The following is a 16250-nucleotide window of genomic DNA, read 5'->3' as shown; positions in this document are numbered from 1 at the left end:
CTGGCTTCGGCTAAACCAACAAAGGTCTCTGTGATGAAAGCACCTGACATTCCTGCCGACGAGGCACAACGTTTATCGCAGCTGCGTGCGCTGAACATCATGAACACCACCGCGGAGGAACGTTTTGATCGTTTAACCCGTCTGGCCCGCCGCCTGTTTGACGTGCCTATCGCGTTAGTCAGCCTGCTGGAAGCTGACCATCAATGGTTTAAATCGGCTCAGGGCTTTGCACCGCCGGGATCGCCGCGCAATATCTCCTTCTGCGGACACGCTATCCTGCAGGATGAGATCATGATTGTTGAAGATGCGCACAAAGATGAGCGTTTTCACGACAACCCGCTCGTCACCGGCGATCCACACATCCGTTTTTATGCCGGCTGTCCGCTGCGTGCACCAGGCGGCGCTAAACTGGGTACGCTCTGCATCATCGGACGCGAGCCGCGCCAGTTTGATGAAGAGGATCAGGCTACCATGCGTGACCTGGCCGCGATGGCTGAAGCGGAGCTGGTCGCCTTTCAGACCGCCACCTGCGACGAACTGACGCAGATAACCAATCGCCGCGGCTTTATGACCCTGGGACAGATGGTGCTGAACGAATGCCGGATGAAAAACCGGCCAGCCTCACTGACGTTTCTCGACCTCGACAAGTTCAAGCAGATCAACGACTCGCTGGGCCATCGCGAAGGCGACCGGGCGCTGATGGACTTTGCCGACGCGATGAAGGTGGTGTTTAAACACTCCGATCTCTTTGCCCGACTGGGCGGCGACGAGTTTGTGGTGCTGCTCAATGGCATGTCGCAGCAGCAGAGCGAAGCGCTGTTACAGCAGTTTGCCTGCTATCTGCGCCAGCAGTCGATCAGCCTGAATCGTCGTTACCATCTGCAGTTCTCTTCCGGCATCGTCGAATTCGATCCGGCGCAGCCGCAGTCGCTGGAACAGCTGCTGCACGACAGCGATGAGCGGATGTACCAGCGTAAAAAGCAGAAGCGTGTCGCGGTGTAACCTCAGCCGCCGCCGCGGCTGAAGGGTCAGGGACGCGCCAGATCGTCGAGCAGGGTCTGATTAAACTTTGCAGGCTCTTCCATTTGCGGCGCGTGCCCCAGGCCCGGAAACTCAATCAGCCGCGCCCCCGGAATGCGTTTTGCGACCGCTTTACCGAGCACCCTGTAATCGCCCAGCCGCGCTTTCACCGCTGGCGGGGCGATATCGCTGCCGATAGCCGTGGTGTCAGACGTGCCGATCATCAGCGTGGTCGGCACCTTCAGATCGCCGAACTCATAAAACACCGGCTGCGTGAAAATCATGTCGTAGATTAAGGCGGAGTTCCACGCCACCTTCTCATGCCCCGGCCCGCTGTTGAGTCCGGCCAGCATATCGACCCATTTGTCATATTCAGGTTTCCAGCGGCCCGCGTAGTAGGTCTGCTGCTCATACTTCTTAATGCCCTCTGCGCTGAGCCTGAGTTCCCGCTGATACCACTGATCGACGGAACGCCACGGCGCCCCTTTCGCTTTCCAGTCCTCCAGCCCTATCGGATTAACCAGCACCAGCTTCTGCGTCTGCTGCGGGTACATCAGCGCATAGCGCGTCGCCAGCATCCCGCCGGTGGAGTGACCCACAATTACCGCCTTCTCCACACCCAAACGGGCAAGCAGCTGATGCGTATTGTCAGCCAGCTGCTGAAAGCTGTACTGATAGCGGCCGGGTTTGGTGGCGCTGCAGAAGCCAATCTGATCGGGCGCGATAACGCGGTATCCCTGCTGACTGAGGGCGCGGATGGTCTCTTCCCAGGTGGCACCACAGAAGTTTTTACCGTGCATCAGCACCACGGTTTTCCCGTTGGCACGCGCGACGGGTTTCACATCCATATAGCCCATGCTGAGCGACTGCTGCTGCGATAAAAAATCAAAATGGTGCAGAGGATAAGGGTAGTGAAAGCCTTCCAGCTGTTCGCCATAGGTTGTGGCGGCACGGGTGGGGAGAGAGGTCAGCAAGGCCAGCGAGGTCAGCAGCACAGCAAGCGGTTTCTTCAGCAGAAATGTCGGGCCCATCCGGGATTCTCCAGGTTAAAGGTGAGTCGTAAGCCTGGCAGGTCGCGGAAAAAAATCTATTGATGCGCTGTGCGGTGGCGAAGTGCTCATCCGGGCTGGCGCTGCATCCGCGCCGGTTGCCGCCTTATTCCGCCAAAAAAACCAACAGATTAATTACATCTCATCTTATTAATTAATAAGCACCGTTTAAATGAACCTCATGGGAGGTTGCGATTCAAATCCTGAAGAATCTTTACGCAAAGAATAAGCACATTAAGATAAATAATTCAGAATGCCCGCACGTTAAACGGGGGGTGCCTATGAACGACAATAAATATAATGAAAGCGTAATTGTCTCCATCACTGAGTGGATTAATCACAATCTCGATCAGCGTTTAAGTATTGATGATATTTCGGAAAAGGCGGGTTATTCCAAATGGTATCTGCAGAAACTCTTTGCCCGCTATCATAATGAAACGCTGGCGCGCTATATCCGCAGAAAAAAGCTTAACGCCTGTATTCATGATTTAAAAAACAGCCGTACGCCCATTATCAGCCTGGCGCTGAAATACCATTTTGAAAGCCAGCAATCCTTTACCCGCTCATTCAAACAGATGATGGGCTGCACGCCGAGCGCCTGCCGCAAGCGTCCGCTGAGTAATGGGAGCAGCGCAGCGCTGGCAGAGGCGCAGAATCCCTGTGCCCTGTGCGGCTACGCGCGGCCCGACGCGGAGATTCAGCCGCGCTGTGCCGTCACGGTGCGCCCTGTTACGCGCCCGGCACGCGGTTATGCGCAGGCCGACACTTTCCGCGATGCCGGTTAATCACTCATCCGGCTGATAATACTGCACACCAATCTGAATCCGCTCACGTCCCTGAGCAACGCGATGACGATTGGTGTCGCGCAGTGAATAGACACAGCCGCAATATTCCTGCTGATAGAAACTTTCGCGCTTGCTGATTTCAATCATGCGCGCCGACCCGCCACCTTTACGCCAGTTAAATTCCCAGTAGAGCAGATCGGGATAAGCGGCCGCTGCACGGACACCGCAGCTGTTAATCTGCTTCATGTCTTTCCAGCGTGAAATCCCCAGACAGCTGGTCATAACGGGAAAGCCATTTTCATGCGCATAGAGCGCGGTTCGCTCAAAGCGCATATCAAAGCACATGGTGCAGCGTTCACCGCGCTCCGGCGACCACTCCAGACCGCGCGCCCGCTCAAACCAGTTGTCCCGGTCGTAGTCAGCATCAACAAACGGCACGCCAAATTTTTCAGCAAAACGAATATTTTCCTCTTTGCGCAGCTCATACTCTTTGAGCGGATGAATATTCGGGTTGTAGAAATAGATCGTGTAATCAATGCCGGATGCCAGCATCGCTTCCATCACTTCACCCGAACAGGGGGCGCAGCAGGAGTGCAGCAGGACTTTATTGTGACCGCCCGGCAGAGGCAGCGGCTGACGCTGGAAAGGTTCAGACATAAACACCTTCAATCAATAGCAGGAAAGCGGCAGTGTAATGCCGCCGGTGACGAGTTGCAAAATCTGCGCGGCTTTGTGTAATCGTGCCCCTGCCCCTGTTTTGCCTCCGTCGCCACACCATTGATCTCTCATGCTTTATTTTGCGTCTCTGTCTGACTGAGCGGTAACAGTGGTCGGAAGTGTGATCGGCAACACACTGGCGTCGACTATGTTTACATAACATTAACAATGTTGACACTGGACTACCGCAAGGAGACTCGCATGGGCGCGGCAAAAAAATCGGGAAGTACGCAGAACCGCTTTACCTGGTTCGTCTGTTTTATGGCTGCGCTGTCCGGCCTGCTGTTTGGCCTGGATATTGGCGTCATCGCCGGTGCCCTGCCGTTTCTGGCGAAGGATTTGCAGATCACCAACCATCAGCAGGAGTGGGTGGTCAGTTCGATGATGTTTGGCGCGGCGCTGGGTGCGCTGGCGGCGGGCTGGATGTCATCAAAGCTGGGACGCAAGAAAAGTATGCTGGCAGGCGCGACGCTGTTTGTGATTGGCTCGCTCTGGTCAGCCTTCTCACCGGATGTGACCTCGCTGGTCTGCGCGCGCGTGATTCTGGGCCTGGCGGTAGGCATCGCCTCCTACACCGCGCCGCTCTATCTGGCCGAGATTGCGCCTGAGCGTATTCGCGGCTCAATGATCTCCATGTATCAGCTGATGCTGACCACCGGCATTGTGGTGGCCTATCTCTCCGACACGGCTTTCAGCTACAGCGGTAACTGGCGCGGCATGCTCGGGGTCATCGCGATTCCGGCGGTGATCCTGTTTATCGGCGTGCTGTTTCTGCCCAACAGCCCGCGCTGGCTGGCGGCACACGGTCGGTTTAATGAGGCGCAGCGGGTTCTGGACCGGCTGCGTAACAGCAGCGAGCAGGCTCGTGAGGAGCTGGAGGAGATCCGGGAAAGCCTGCAGGTGAAGCAGCGCGGCTGGTCACTGTTCCGCTCGAATGGCAATTTCCGCCGCGCGGTGTGGCTCGGCATGCTGCTGCAGGTGATGCAGCAGTTTACCGGCATGAACGTCGTGATGTATTACGCCCCTAAAATCTTCAACATCGCCGGGTTCTCCAGCACCAGTGAGCAGATGTGGGGCACGGTGATTGTCGGGCTGGTCAACATGCTGGCGACGCTGATTGCCATCTTCTTTGTGGATCGCTGGGGCCGCAAACCCATGCTTACCACCAGCTTTCTGGTGATGGCCGTGGGGATGGGGGTGCTGGGCACGCTGCTGCACATCGGCGTTGAGACCGACTTCCGCAAATATTTTGCGGTGGCGATGCTGCTGATGTTTATCGTGGGCTTTGCGATGGCAGCCGGTCCGGTTGTCTGGCTGCTCTGTTCCGAGATCCAGCCGCTGAAAGGGCGTGACTTCGGGATTACCGCCTCCACGACCACCAACTGGGTCGGCAATATGATTGTAGGGGCAACCTTCCTCACCCTGCTCGATCAGCTGGGGAATGCCAACACCTTCTGGTTCTATGGCGCGCTGAATCTGGTGTTTATCGTGCTGACGATGATGCTGGTGCCGGAGACCAAACATGTGACGCTGGAGCACATCGAACGCAATCTGATGAAGGGCAAAGCGCTGCGTGATATCGGGGCGTAACCGCCCCGACGCGGCTTACCACTGCAATGACTGGCCGGCGTAATCGACGTAGTGATGTCCTCCACGACCGCGCCAGTGGGTCAGCTGCCGGACGATACCTTCCGCGCTCTCTTCTGCCGTCAGGGGCGCGCTTTCGCCACCCATGTCGGTTTTTACCCAGCCGGGGTGCAGCGTCAGCAGCGTTCCGCCCTGCGCGTCCACAGCAGCGGTCAGGGTGCGGCTTAACATGTTCAGTGCCGCTTTGCTGGCAGCATAAATCGGCATCTGCGCATCCGGGTTTTCATTCAGGCTGCCGAGCTGGGAGGAGGTCAGTGCCAGCACACCACTCGGCTTCAGCAGTGGCAGTAATATTTCTGCGCTGCGTACCGGCGCGATGGCATTGGTCAGGAAGAGCTGCGCCAGTTCCTGGTCGTCACTCTGCGACAGGGTCTGGTGCGACGGCCCGGAAATGCCGGCATTAATCAGAATGGCATCGAACCCCTCACCGGTGAGCTGGCCAGCCAGCTCTTCCACCGCTGACGCCTGGGTCATATCCAGCGCGTGCCAGCGGATTTCCGGCCGGTTGCCCTGCGCCGGGATGCCGCTGCGATGGGTGGCCGTGACCTGCCAGCCCTGCCCGGCGAACGCCTGCGCCACCGCCAGGCCGATACCGCGTGAGGCGCCGATAATCAGTACCTTATTTTGCTGAGCCATATTCACTCCTCGTTAGTGGTCTCATCACAAGCTTAACGGCAAATCGGCGCAGAGCGCGGCCCGCCGTGCTTTTTCGCCGGGCCACCGCACGTCAGGTAACTTTTTGCTGCTGGCAGAGGGGATGAAGGCAGGTTTCAGGCGCCTGATGAGCGCGCCTGATGAAGGGAAAGGAGCGGGTTTTGATTATCCCTGCGTGTCCCGGCTTTTATCATCCGGACTGTCGCCGTTCTCGTTCCCCTGGCTCTTCTCCACTTCCTGGGGATGGCCCATTGAGAGCGCCGTGGCGCTGGCCGGATCGAACAGTGACAGGCTTTCAATCTGATCAACCATGATCACCTTACGAAACGACATCGCATCTTTGGGTGTCGAGTCGAGCGTAATGCCATGCTCGGCATACCATTTGCTGTAGTTGTGCTCCACCGCCAGCTTCAGCGTCTTGCTGTCGCGATAGCCGCTCAGCATCGGAATCAGCACAATGTTTTTAGTGCTCTCATATTCGAACGTGGAGGCGTGAACCATGCCGATGTAGATGCGGCGGGACTTCAGCGTGATCCACGCCAGTTCACCCTCTTCCATGCACTGAAACAGCAGTTGCTCCACGCCGTTAGACCGGGAGAGCCGCTGATAGAGATCTTTACGGCCTGAAACGTTCAGCCGTGCGCTGCCCGCCCAGTTGGAGCGGTAGAGACAGAGCAGGATCGCGAAAGCCAGCATAATGACGACCGGAGCCTGGATGCCAAGAAAGCTCCAGTTCATGAACTCCACCTGCCACTTCAGATGGGCGCCCGGTATGACCTGAACAGCATTTGCCAGCGCGGAGATGCCCAGCAGCAGCAGCCAGACAAGGCCGGTGGCAAAGACCCCCTGCAGGACAAAAATACAGCCATACAGCGCGACCAGGAAATAGACGTCCCAGCCTGATGAGCGGCGGATTTTAAAACGGCTGTTGAGATCGCGGCTGGTGTACCAGTAACCACTCACCATCAGGACCATGAATATTGCGGTACCCACCTCAGACTCCCTTTAACGCGTTCACATGGCGGGAAAAATCTTCGTGGACTTCCTCGCTCAGCGTGTTGACCGAGATATTGCCGTTCTCATCAATGATGATGCGTTCACCTTCGGCAATCGAGTCGTTGATATCCTGGCGGGTCATGATCTGCAGAAATTTCTCGGGGCTGGCAAAGACCGACTTAATAAACCTGAACATAGCGATCCACTTGTGAGTCAAAAAAAGAAGTATGTGACTGAATCCACACTCTCGCCCAATTAATTTCAGGGGAAATTTCTTAAAATCAGCTAATTAGCGAAGCGGTAAGGCGTTGTTTCCGGCGATTTTTTCCTGAAAACCTCAACGTTACCAGCGGCCTGGCGTCGCAGACGCCTCCTGCTCTGTTGGATTGAGCTGCGGGGACGCGGCGCGCTCTCCCGGCCAGGAAAGACTAAGCTCAAGGGTCATCCGCGTACTCTTACCCTGTCTGAAACGCATCGAGGAAAGTTTGCATGAAACTACGAACACTGGGCCGTACCGGTCAGCGCGTCTCTGAAATTGGCTTTGGCGCCTGGGCTATCGGCGGAACCTGGGGAGAGGTCAGCCTGGAGGATGCCAGAGCCGCACTGCATGCCGCGCTGGATGCGGGCGTCACCTTTATCGATACCGCCGACGTCTATGGCGATGGCCGCTCCGAAAAAATCATTGCCGAAGTGCTGAAACAGCGCGGCGGCGAACGCCCTTTCGTGGCTACCAAACTGGGGCGGCGCCTCTCTCCCCATGTGGCTGAAGGCTACAATGCGAAAAACCTCAACGATTTCATTGACCGCTCGCGGGATAATCTGCAAACCGACACGCTGGATCTGGTCCAGCTGCACTGCCCGCCCACCGAGGTCTATTACAGCCCGGAGGTGTTTGCGGTGATGGATGAGATGGTGGCCGCCGGAAAAATCCGTCACTACGGCGTATCCGTTGAGAAAGTCGAAGAGGGTCTGAAGGCGCTGGAGTTTCCCAACGTCGCGTCCATTCAGCTGATTTACAACATTTTCCGCCAGCGTCCGGCTGAACGGCTTTTGCATGAGGCGAAAAGCCGTGATGTGGCTATCATCGCCCGTGTGCCGCTGGCATCAGGCCTGCTGACCGGCAAAATGCACGCCGACAGCGTATTTGCCGCTGACGATCACCGCACCTTTAACCGTCATGGCGAAGCGTTCGATAAAGGAGAGACCTTTTCCGGCGTGCCTTATGAGGTGGCGCTGGAGGCGGTTGAGGAGATTCGCCGCTTTGTTCCGGGCGACATCACGATGGCCCTGTTCGCGCTGCGCTGGATCCTGATGAACGACGATGTCAGCGTGGTCATTCCCGGTGCGAAAAACCGCGAGCAGGCGGAAGCAAATGCGCGTGCCAGCGGCGTTGACGCGCTCTCTGCGGAAACGATGACGGCGCTGAAGCAGCTCTATCAGGAGAAGATCGCGCCCCACGTGCATCAGCGCTGGTAAACGGGCGTTACAACGCCTGGGCGCAGGCCCAGGCGGAACTCCAGGCCCACTGGAAGTTATATCCCCCCAGCCAGCCGGTCACGTCCGCCACTTCACCAATAAAGTAGAGTCCCGGCACCGCGCGCGCCTCCATGGTTTTTGAGGAGAGCTGCGTGGTGTCCACGCCGCCCAGCGTCACTTCGGCGGTGCGATATCCCTCGGTGCCGTTTGGCTGGATGCGCCAGGCGTGCAGGGTCTGCGCCAGTTCCGTTTGCTGTCGGCTGTTGAGCTGCTTCAGCGTGACATCCGGCACCACGTTCAGCGCCTGCAGCACTTCCACCAGCCGTTTCGGCAGGATTTTGGCCAGACTGTTTTTCAGGCTGAGGTTAGGATGGGCGTCGCGCTGAGCCGTCAGAAACGGTGCCAGCGGGGTGGCGGGCGACAGATCGACCGTCACGAACTCACCCGGCTGCCAGTAGCTGGAGATCTGCAACACCGCCGGGCCGGATAGCCCGCGATGGGTGAAGAGCATCGCCTCTTTAAAGCGGGTACCATCCTCGGCATCGATGGTGGTGTCCAGCGCGACGCCAGAGAGCGTCTGCAACTGCTCCAGCAACGGTTTATGCAGGGTAAAGGGCACCAGTGCGGCCCGCGTCGGGAAGACGCTCAGCCCGAACTGCTCCGCAATTTTGTAGCCAAACGGCGAGGCACCCAGACCCGGCATTGACAGGCCGCCACTGGCGATCACCAGCTTTTCAGCCTGCACCGTGCTGCCGTTGAGTTGCAGCGTATAACCGCGCTCATCGCGCGTGACGCTGAGCACTTCACTGCGCAGCCGCAGAGTGACATTGCCCCTGTCACACTCGGCCATCAGCAGATCGACAATCTGCTGCGCAGAGTCGTCGCAGAAGAGCTGGCCCAGGGTTTTCTCGTGCCAGGCGATGCCGTGGCGATTAACCAGATCGATGAAATCCCACTGGGTATATCTGGCCAGTGCCGACTTGCAGAAGTGGGGATTGTGCGACAGATAAGCCGCCGGTTCCGTATAGAGATTGGTGAAGTTGCAGCGCCCGCCGCCAGACATCAGAATTTTGCGGCCCGGCTTCTTGCCATTATCCAGCAGTAATACGCGGCGTCCCCGCTGTCCGGCCTGGGCGGCACAGAACAGGCCTGCGGCCCCGGCACCAATGATGATAACGTCAAACTGTTCCACTGCAGCTCACTCATATAACAGGAAAGGCGCAGATTGTAGTGATCTGCTCACTGAGACGCCAGCGTCAAAAAATTGCCGTAAATGTGTCATAATGTATCTGCTTAATATCTAACCCTTTTTCGCTGACTTACGCGTCAGGCTTACAACGAAAGGTCAAATTAGGGCTATATTTTCCTTTCCCATACAGCACGTTGTCGCGGATAATGCGCCGCGTTCATGTCCTCCAAAAATGGCGTAACGTTTATGCTACATCTGTTTGCTGGTCTAGACCTCAGTACGAGTCTGTTATTGGTTCTTGCCCTGCTGTTTGTATTGTTTTACGAAGCGATCAACGGTTTCCACGACACGGCCAACGCGGTTGCGACGGTCATCTATACCCGTGCCATGCGTGCCCAGCTTGCTGTGGTCATGGCAGGCGTATTCAACTTCCTTGGCGTGCTGCTCGGTGGATTGAGTGTCGCTTACGCTATTGTTCATATGCTTCCCACCGACCTGCTGTTAAATGTGGGATCGGCACACGGTCTCGCCATGGTGTTTTCTATGCTGCTGGCGGCGATTATCTGGAACCTCGGCACATGGTATCTCGGTCTGCCGGCCTCCAGCTCCCATACGCTGATCGGCGCCATTATCGGTATCGGTCTGACCAACGCCCTGATGAGCGGCACCTCGGTCGTTGATGCCCTCAACATCCCGAAAGTGCTGAATATCTTCCTTTCTCTGATCCTGTCGCCGATCATCGGCCTGGTGATTGCGGGTGGCTTAATCTTTATTCTGCGCCGCTACTGGAGCAGCACCAAAAAGCGTGCGCGTATTCATATGACGCCTGCTGACCGTGAGAAGATCGACGGCAAGAAGAAGCCGCCGTTCTGGACCCGTATTGCACTGATTGTATCGGCAATCGGTGTCAGCTACTCGCACGGGGCAAACGACGGCCAGAAAGGCATTGGTCTGATCATGCTGGTCCTGATTGGTGTGGCTCCGGCGGGGTTCGTGGTCAACATGAATGCCTCCGGTTACGACATCACGCGCACCCGCGATGCGGTCAATCACCTGGAGCAATATTATCAGCAGCATAGCGCCTCGCTGACGCATATTATCCAGATGGCACCGCCAAAACTGCCGACACCGGAAGAAGTGCCGGCCACCAGCCCGCAGGAGTTCCACTGTGACAGCGCCCGCGCGCTGCAGGCGGTTCAGCGTGCTCAGGGACTGCTGAATAACCTGCAGAGCTACGATCAGCTGACGGTTGAACAGCGCGGTCAGATGCGTCGTCTGCTGCTCTGCATCTCCGACACTGCTGACAAGGCGGCGAAACTGCCGGAGACCACGCCCGATGACAAACGCTTCCTGGGTAAGCTGAAAAGTGACCTGCTCGGCACCATCGAGTATGCGCCTGTCTGGATCATTATGGCTGTGGCGCTGGCGCTGGGCACCGGCACCATGATTGGCTGGCGTCGTGTCGCCACCACCATTGGTGAAAAAATCGGTAAAAAAGGCATGACCTACGCGCAGGGCATGTCAGCTCAGGTGACGGCCGCGCTGTCGATTGGCGTCGCCAGCTACACCGGTATGCCGGTTTCGACCACGCACATCCTCTCCTCATCCGTTGCCGGTACCATGCTGGTTGACGGTGGCGGATTGCAGAGCCGGACCATCAAGAACATCGCGATGGCGTGGGTCTTCACCCTGCCGGTCTGTATTGTGCTGTCAGGTTCGCTCTACTGGATTGCGCTAAAACTGGTGTAATGCAACTGGTGTAATGCCAGCTAAAAAGGGCGACTCCGGTCGCCCTTTTTTAATGCCAGATCGCCAGCGCCACCAGGCTGATAATGACCAGTCCGCACAGCGCGCTGGTCAGAATAAACTGCCCCCGCACCCGCTCGCAGCGCCGGATAAACTCATCGTCATGATGGTCGAGATAGCGCTTAGCCCAGATATAGGTCACCAGCCTCACCTGCTTGCTCGGCTGACCGTGAGAGGTAAAAAAGCCCGCGCCGTCGACATACTGATAGAGCAGTGGATCGCACCCCCGTAATACCGCCAGCAGTGCGCGCAGAGATGAAAAATAGCGCGCCATATTCACGATACATACCACACAAAGCGCCCAGAAAAGCGCAACCGTGCTGATCATATTCTCCCCCTCCCGACTGGCGGCGCAGTCGCTGACCCAGCGATAAATCCCTGAGCAAACCTGCCGTCATCACCAGCCACTGAATCACCGGACTGCGAAAGTTTTCGACCCCCTGAGCGGCTGCGAATCGGACCGCCTTTTTTCAGTGTAGGAGAAATCTTTACGTTTTTTCCAACGATGATTTTCGTTCGGCGCGAGTAAATCCGGCACAGCCTTGATCTTATTCACAAGCCAGACGGCAACCACAGCATTTACGGTGAGAGAAGACTATACTCAGGGCATAACTACATCACCTGCAACGCAGGCAGACACTTTGGTGGCGCTCATCGCCCGCTCGCGCAAGGGATTTCGCTCAGCTGTGACGCGGCAGGAACACCGGATGCCATCCTTAATCTCGCGAAAGGAGTTTTATCATGGCTTATAAACATATCCTGATTGCAGTAGACCTTTCCCCCGAAAGTCAGTTACTGGTGGATAAGGCCGTTTCGCTGGCTCGCCCGTACGATGCCCGCATTTCCCTGATTCACGTCGACGTGAACTACTCCGACCTTTATACCGGTCTGATCGACGTTAACCTGGGGGATATGCAGAAGCGTATCTCGGAAGAGACGCACACTGCCCTGAAAGGGTTATCAGAGGCGGCCGGTTATCCGATCAGTGAAACCCTGAGCGGCAGCGGCGACCTGGGTCAGGTTCTGGTCGATGCCATTAAGAAGTATGACGTCGACCTGGTGGTCTGCGGTCATCATCAGGATTTCTGGAGCAAGCTGATGTCTTCGGCCCGTCAGCTGATTAACACGGTACATATCGATATGCTGATTGTGCCGCTGCGCGATGCCGACGACGAATAAATCCTTTTCTGAAAGCCGGCATCAGCCGGCTTTTCTCTGTCGTCTCTTTCAGGTTCGGCCCGGCCCCCGCATTTATCCGCTTCATTTCGCTTATCTGAACATCATATTAAAACCGGCGTTACATTAATGAATCGTTGATTCGCTAATGCGAATCGTTTTATTACGCGCAGCGCGCTATTTATCACAATTTTACTATGGGCAACCTTTTTCCCATTCGCTATCTTTCGCCTGCTCTCTGATCTGTTTACATCAGAGAGAGCAGGAAAAAGATAAGCCGATCTATTTAATCAATAAGGACATTAACAATGAGAGAAATTAACGAGAAAGAAATTGCGGCGGTAAGCGGTGCTGGCCTGCCTGAATTTCTGGGTGACGTGAACAGTGCACTGACGGACGTTTCGGGCTTACTGGAGAGCACCCTGACGTCGCTGAAGGAAAGCACCACATTCGGAGAGCGACTGAGTCTGACCTTCAGAGCCCTCGGCCTGAACGTGGCCAAAAGCTTTCTGACCGCCTTTTCCGGCTTCCTGACGACAATATCGGCCTGATTTATTTACCCTGTTTGTACGATTGCGCAAACAGGAGAGGCTGAAGCATGCCTGAAACGTTATCAGGCATGCTCTTTAAGCAAAAACAGAAAACGAAATAGCCACTCGCGCTGACATACGTTATTCGCTGAGCGGAGGATAAATATCAAAGCGATGACTTTTAGTCACCACGGCGGCCTGTGTCACCACACCCGCCAGCGGCGGCGCATAGTCTGGCCGTTTTACCACAATGCGTTTTCTGGCCAGCCGGCGGGCAGGCTCCAGTAGCGCATCCGCATCCTCATCCGGCCCCACCAGCGACTGAAAGACCCGCATCTCCTTTTTCACCAGCGCACTTTTCTGGCGATGGGGATACATCGGATCGAGATAAACGACGTCAGGTGGTGGCGTGATATCACCCAGTGCCTGGGCACTGGCCGCATGAATCAGCGTCAGCCGCTCGCGCAGCCAGGGACCGATTTCCGCATCCTGATAGCCACGCTGCAGACCATCTTCCAGCAGTGCTGCCACCACCGGATGGCGCTCCAGCATCCGTACCCGGCAGCCCAGCGCCGCCAGCACAAACGCATCGCGTCCCAGACCGGCGGTCGCATCGACCACATCCGGCAGATAACTGCCTTTGATGCCGACCGCTTTGGCGACGGCTTCACCGCGTCCTCCGCCGAAACGACGGCGATGGGCCATGGCGCCGGTGACGAAATCAACAAAAATACCGCCCAGCTTTGGCTCATCCCGCTTACGCAGTTCAAGGTGGGTCGCGGTCTGCACCAGCGCCAGCAGCGCGGTATCATCCTGCTCCAGCTGCCAGCGCTGCGCTAAACGTGACAAGGCGCCGTCTCCGGCGCCTGATTCATCGAGCAAACAGATTTTCACGAACCGACTTATCCCTGAATGCCGTAATGTTCCAGCATCGCATCGAGCTGCGGCTCACGGCCACGGAAGCGCTTAAACAGCTCCATCGGCTCTTCCGAACCGCCGCGCGTCAGGATGTTATCCAGGAACGACTGGCCGGTTTCGCGGTTGAAGATCCCCTCCTCTTCAAAACGGGAATAAGCATCCGCCGCCAGCACGTCCGCCCACAGATAGCTGTAGTAACCTGCCGCATAGCCGCCCGCAAAGATGTGGCTGAAGGCGTGCGGGAAACGGCCCCATTCCGGCCCCGGCACCACCGCCACACGGCTTTTCACTTCACGCAGGGTTTCCAGAATCTGCGCGCCTTTTTCCGGGTTGAATTCGGTGTGCAGACGGAAATCGAACAGGCCGAACTCCAGCTGACGCAGGATAAACAGCGCGGCCTGATAGTTCTTCGCCGCCAGCATTTTATCCAGCAGGGCTTTCGGCAGCGGTTCGCCGGTCTCATAGTGACCGGAGATAAACGCCAGCGCATCCGGCTCCCAGCACCAGTTTTCCATAAACTGGCTTGGCAGTTCGACCGCATCCCATGGCACACCGCTGATACCGGAAACGCCAGGCGCTTCGATGCGGGTCAGCATGTGGTGCAGACCGTGACCGAACTCATGGAACAGGGTAATCACTTCGTCATGGGTGAAGAGCGCAGGTTTCCCCTTCACCGGACGGTTAAAGTTACAGGTCAGATAGGCGACCGGCTTCTGCAGGGTGCCATCGGCTTTACGCATCTGACCCACGCAGTCATCCATCCAGGCGCCGCCACGTTTGTGTTCGCGGGCATAGAGGTCGAGATAGAAGCTGCCGCGCAGTTCGCCGGTTTCATCGAACAGATCGTAGAACTTCACGTCAGGATGATAGACCTCAACGTCGTTACGCTGCTTCGCACTGATGCCGTAGATGCGTTTGACCACTTCAAACAGGCCAGCGACCGCACGCGCTTCCGGGAAGTATGGGCGCAGCTGCTCATCGCTGATGGTATAGAGATGCTGCTTCTGCTTTTCCCCGTAATAGGTGAGATCCCACGGATTCAGCTCTTCAACGCCATGCTCTTTTTTCGCGAAGGCGCGCAGCTGCTCCAGCTCTTTTTCCCCCTGCGGACGGGCGCGTTCGGCCAGGTCATTCAGGAAGTCGATCACCTGAGACGGGCTCTGAGCCATTTTGGTCGCCAGCGATTTGTCTGCGTAAGAGTCAAAGCCCAGCAGCTGTGCCAGCTCGTGACGCAGCGCCAGCTCTTCCGCCATGATCGGGCCGTTATCCCATTTCCCGGCGTTTGGCCCCTGATCGGAGGCGCGTGTCGCATAGGCGCGATACATCTCTTCACGCAGCGCCGCGTTGTCGCAGTAAGTCATCACCGGCAGATAGCTTGGGATATCCAGCGTCAGCAGCCAGCCCTCCTGCTCTTTGGCTTCGGCCTGCGCTTTCGCCGCCGCCAGCGCACTTTCTGGCATACCGGCCAGCTCACTTTCGTCGGTGATCAGTTTGCTCCAGCCCATGGTGGCATCCAGCACGTTGTTGCTGTACGCCGAGCCCAGCTCGGAGAGGCGCGCGGCGATTTCGCCATAGCGCTGCTGCTTCTCTTTCGGCAGACCGATACCGGAAAGCTCAAAATCGCGCAGGGCGTTATCTACCGCTTTTTTCTGCGCCAGATCCAGGGTCGCGTATTGATCGCCCTCTTTCAGGTCGCGATACGCCTGATACAGTCCCTCATGCTGACCCACCCAGGTGCTGTACTCCGACAGCAGCGGCAGCGTCTGCTCATAGGCTTCGCGCAGCTCCGGGCTGTTCTTCACGGCATTGAGATGGCTGACCGGCGAGAAGATACGGCTCAGGCGGTCATCCGTTTCAGCCAGCGGCTGAACCAGGTTATCCCAGGTGTAAGGCGCGCCGTGCGCCACGACCTTTTCAACTTCTGCGCGACACTGACTGAGCACTTCAGTCACGGCAGGCACCACATGTTCAGGCTGGATGGCAGAAAAAGGGGGAAGCGTAAAAGATGTCAGTAGCGGATTGGTCATAGCGCAGTCCTTTATGGATGTATGGGGCGCAGCGGGTCGCGCAACGCAATCTCAATAACATGCGGCTTAGTGTAGCGAAAATCAATGGCAGGCAGGATGAGGTGAGGAAGAAACCGCCGGATCACGCGCCCCGATTTGTTGTCACGCTTCTGGCACATCGCCCGCCCATCCCTGATATAATCGCGGATTCTCATGCTTTTCCTGCGTCGGGTGCTGTGCGTCGTTCTGTGGGTAATACGTGAGGTAATAATTGGTACAAA

Annotated in this window: 17 protein-coding genes; 7 read left to right on the top strand and 10 right to left on the bottom strand. The window is 57.0% G+C overall.

The window, feature by feature from the left end; all coding sequences use genetic code 11:
• The first annotated feature begins 33 nt into the window (after window positions 1–33).
• Window positions 34–1002 carry a sensor domain-containing diguanylate cyclase gene (locus OXR04_RS17005; RefSeq protein ID WP_009087845.1) on the top strand — a complete coding sequence of 323 codons (969 nt, stop codon included), beginning with the start codon at window positions 34–36 and terminating at the stop codon, window positions 1000–1002.
• 26 nt (window positions 1003–1028) lie between these two features.
• Here OXR04_RS17005 and OXR04_RS17000 read toward each other — a convergent pair whose 3' ends face one another.
• Window positions 1029–2051: an alpha/beta hydrolase gene (locus OXR04_RS17000; protein ID WP_267372149.1), complete on the bottom strand. Its 1023-nt coding sequence runs from the start codon at window positions 2049–2051 to the stop codon at window positions 1029–1031.
• 299 nt (window positions 2052–2350) lie between these two features.
• Between OXR04_RS17000 and OXR04_RS16995 the strand changes: the two genes are divergently transcribed.
• Complete coding sequence (locus OXR04_RS16995; protein WP_167429056.1) at window positions 2351–2854, top strand: helix-turn-helix domain-containing protein; 504 nt, start codon at window positions 2351–2353, stop codon at window positions 2852–2854.
• Here the strand turns inward: OXR04_RS16995 and OXR04_RS16990 are convergent, their stop codons facing one another.
• Complete coding sequence (locus tag OXR04_RS16990; protein ID WP_009087852.1) at window positions 2855–3511, bottom strand: epoxyqueuosine reductase QueH; 657 nt, start codon at window positions 3509–3511, stop codon at window positions 2855–2857.
• Between the two features lie 261 nt (window positions 3512–3772).
• Here OXR04_RS16990 and OXR04_RS16985 point away from each other — a divergent pair, with 261 nt between their 5' ends.
• Complete coding sequence (locus OXR04_RS16985) at window positions 3773–5161, top strand: sugar porter family MFS transporter (RefSeq protein WP_046100768.1); 1389 nt, start codon at window positions 3773–3775, stop codon at window positions 5159–5161.
• Window positions 5162–5176: 15 nt separating this feature from the next.
• On the opposite strand, the gene OXR04_RS16980 is transcribed toward OXR04_RS16985, so the two are convergent.
• The 3 genes from OXR04_RS16980 to OXR04_RS16970 form a co-directional block, all read right to left on the bottom strand.
• On the bottom strand, window positions 5177–5854 hold the full coding sequence (locus OXR04_RS16980; protein WP_111207848.1) for an SDR family oxidoreductase: 678 nt from the start codon (window positions 5852–5854) through the stop codon (window positions 5177–5179).
• A 183-nt stretch (window positions 5855–6037) separates the two neighbouring features.
• Complete coding sequence (locus OXR04_RS16975; protein ID WP_033736088.1) at window positions 6038–6865, bottom strand: hypothetical protein; 828 nt, start codon at window positions 6863–6865, stop codon at window positions 6038–6040.
• 1 nt (window position 6866) lies between these two features.
• Window positions 6867–7064, bottom strand: a complete 198-nt coding sequence (locus OXR04_RS16970; protein ID WP_033736089.1) for a hypothetical protein — start codon at window positions 7062–7064, stop codon at window positions 6867–6869.
• 293 nt (window positions 7065–7357) lie between these two features.
• Between OXR04_RS16970 and OXR04_RS16965 the strand changes: the two genes are divergently transcribed.
• Entirely contained in the window at window positions 7358–8344 is a 987-nt protein-coding gene (locus OXR04_RS16965; protein WP_111207847.1) for an aldo/keto reductase, read from the top strand.
• 7 nt (window positions 8345–8351) lie between these two features.
• On the opposite strand, the gene OXR04_RS16960 is transcribed toward OXR04_RS16965, so the two are convergent.
• Window positions 8352–9536, bottom strand: a complete 1185-nt coding sequence (locus tag OXR04_RS16960) for an NAD(P)/FAD-dependent oxidoreductase (protein ID WP_009087861.1) — start codon at window positions 9534–9536, stop codon at window positions 8352–8354.
• Window positions 9537–9779: 243 nt separating this feature from the next.
• On the opposite strand from OXR04_RS16960, the gene pitA reads away from it, so the two are divergent.
• The gene (gene pitA / locus OXR04_RS16955; RefSeq protein WP_146239924.1) at window positions 9780–11282 is read left to right on the top strand and encodes an inorganic phosphate transporter PitA; all 1503 of its coding nucleotides are present in this window, start codon (window positions 9780–9782) and stop codon (window positions 11280–11282) included.
• A 49-nt stretch (window positions 11283–11331) separates the two neighbouring features.
• Here the strand turns inward: pitA and uspB are convergent, their stop codons facing one another.
• Window positions 11332–11667 (bottom strand): universal stress protein UspB, encoded by a 336-nt coding sequence (gene uspB, locus OXR04_RS16950; protein WP_009087864.1) that lies wholly within the window; start codon window positions 11665–11667, stop codon window positions 11332–11334.
• A gap of 413 nt (window positions 11668–12080) precedes the next feature.
• Between uspB and uspA the strand changes: the two genes are divergently transcribed.
• Entirely contained in the window at window positions 12081–12518 is a 438-nt protein-coding gene (uspA, locus tag OXR04_RS16945; RefSeq protein WP_009087866.1) for a universal stress protein UspA, read from the top strand.
• A 305-nt stretch (window positions 12519–12823) separates the two neighbouring features.
• Window positions 12824–13066 carry a hypothetical protein gene (locus tag OXR04_RS16940; RefSeq protein ID WP_167429053.1) on the top strand — a complete coding sequence of 81 codons (243 nt, stop codon included), beginning with the start codon at window positions 12824–12826 and terminating at the stop codon, window positions 13064–13066.
• Window positions 13067–13186: 120 nt separating this feature from the next.
• On the opposite strand, the gene rsmJ is transcribed toward OXR04_RS16940, so the two are convergent.
• Genes rsmJ through OXR04_RS16925 form a run of 3 tightly spaced genes read right to left on the bottom strand, consistent with a single transcriptional unit; the run spans window position 13187 to window position 16184 of the window.
• Window positions 13187–13939 carry a 16S rRNA (guanine(1516)-N(2))-methyltransferase RsmJ gene (gene rsmJ / locus OXR04_RS16935; RefSeq protein ID WP_046100774.1) on the bottom strand — a complete coding sequence of 251 codons (753 nt, stop codon included), beginning with the start codon at window positions 13937–13939 and terminating at the stop codon, window positions 13187–13189.
• Window positions 13940–13947: 8 nt separating this feature from the next.
• Entirely contained in the window at window positions 13948–15990 is a 2043-nt protein-coding gene (prlC, locus tag OXR04_RS16930) for an oligopeptidase A (protein ID WP_111207843.1), read from the bottom strand.
• Window positions 15991–16001: 11 nt separating this feature from the next.
• Entirely contained in the window at window positions 16002–16184 is a 183-nt protein-coding gene (locus OXR04_RS16925) for a hypothetical protein (protein WP_267372146.1), read from the bottom strand.
• Window positions 16185–16250 lie beyond the last annotated feature (66 nt).

Source organism: Pantoea sp. GM_Pan_3 (assembly GCF_026541045.1).
In the GTDB taxonomy this organism is placed as follows: Bacteria; Pseudomonadota; Gammaproteobacteria; order Enterobacterales; family Enterobacteriaceae; genus Pantoea; species Pantoea anthophila.
The sequence above is the reverse complement of the archived record's forward strand: the minus strand, read 5'-3'. Positions and strand labels throughout refer to the sequence as shown.

Excerpts from the sequence above, each read along its gene's own strand:
- OXR04_RS16940 (WP_167429053.1), top strand. The coding sequence starts at position 12,824 with ATGAGAGAAATTAACGAGAAAGAAATTGCGGCGGTAAGCGGTGCTGGC.
- OXR04_RS17000 (WP_267372149.1), bottom strand. The coding sequence starts at position 2,051 with ATGGGCCCGACATTTCTGCTGAAGAAACCGCTTGCTGTGCTGCTGACC.
- OXR04_RS16970 (WP_033736089.1), bottom strand. The coding sequence starts at position 7,064 with ATGTTCAGGTTTATTAAGTCGGTCTTTGCCAGCCCCGAGAAATTTCTG.
- OXR04_RS16995 (WP_167429056.1), top strand. The coding sequence starts at position 2,351 with ATGAACGACAATAAATATAATGAAAGCGTAATTGTCTCCATCACTGAG.
- OXR04_RS16965 (WP_111207847.1), top strand. The coding sequence starts at position 7,358 with ATGAAACTACGAACACTGGGCCGTACCGGTCAGCGCGTCTCTGAAATT.
- pitA (WP_146239924.1), top strand. The coding sequence starts at position 9,780 with ATGCTACATCTGTTTGCTGGTCTAGACCTCAGTACGAGTCTGTTATTG.
- OXR04_RS16980 (WP_111207848.1), bottom strand. The coding sequence starts at position 5,854 with ATGGCTCAGCAAAATAAGGTACTGATTATCGGCGCCTCACGCGGTATC.
- OXR04_RS16985 (WP_046100768.1), top strand. The coding sequence starts at position 3,773 with ATGGGCGCGGCAAAAAAATCGGGAAGTACGCAGAACCGCTTTACCTGG.
- prlC (WP_111207843.1), bottom strand. The coding sequence starts at position 15,990 with ATGACCAATCCGCTACTGACATCTTTTACGCTTCCCCCTTTTTCTGCC.
- OXR04_RS16925 (WP_267372146.1), bottom strand. The coding sequence starts at position 16,184 with ATGAGAATCCGCGATTATATCAGGGATGGGCGGGCGATGTGCCAGAAG.
- OXR04_RS17005 (WP_009087845.1), top strand. The coding sequence starts at position 34 with ATGAAAGCACCTGACATTCCTGCCGACGAGGCACAACGTTTATCGCAG.
- uspA (WP_009087866.1), top strand. The coding sequence starts at position 12,081 with ATGGCTTATAAACATATCCTGATTGCAGTAGACCTTTCCCCCGAAAGT.
- OXR04_RS16990 (WP_009087852.1), bottom strand. The coding sequence starts at position 3,511 with ATGTCTGAACCTTTCCAGCGTCAGCCGCTGCCTCTGCCGGGCGGTCAC.
- uspB (WP_009087864.1), bottom strand. The coding sequence starts at position 11,667 with ATGATCAGCACGGTTGCGCTTTTCTGGGCGCTTTGTGTGGTATGTATC.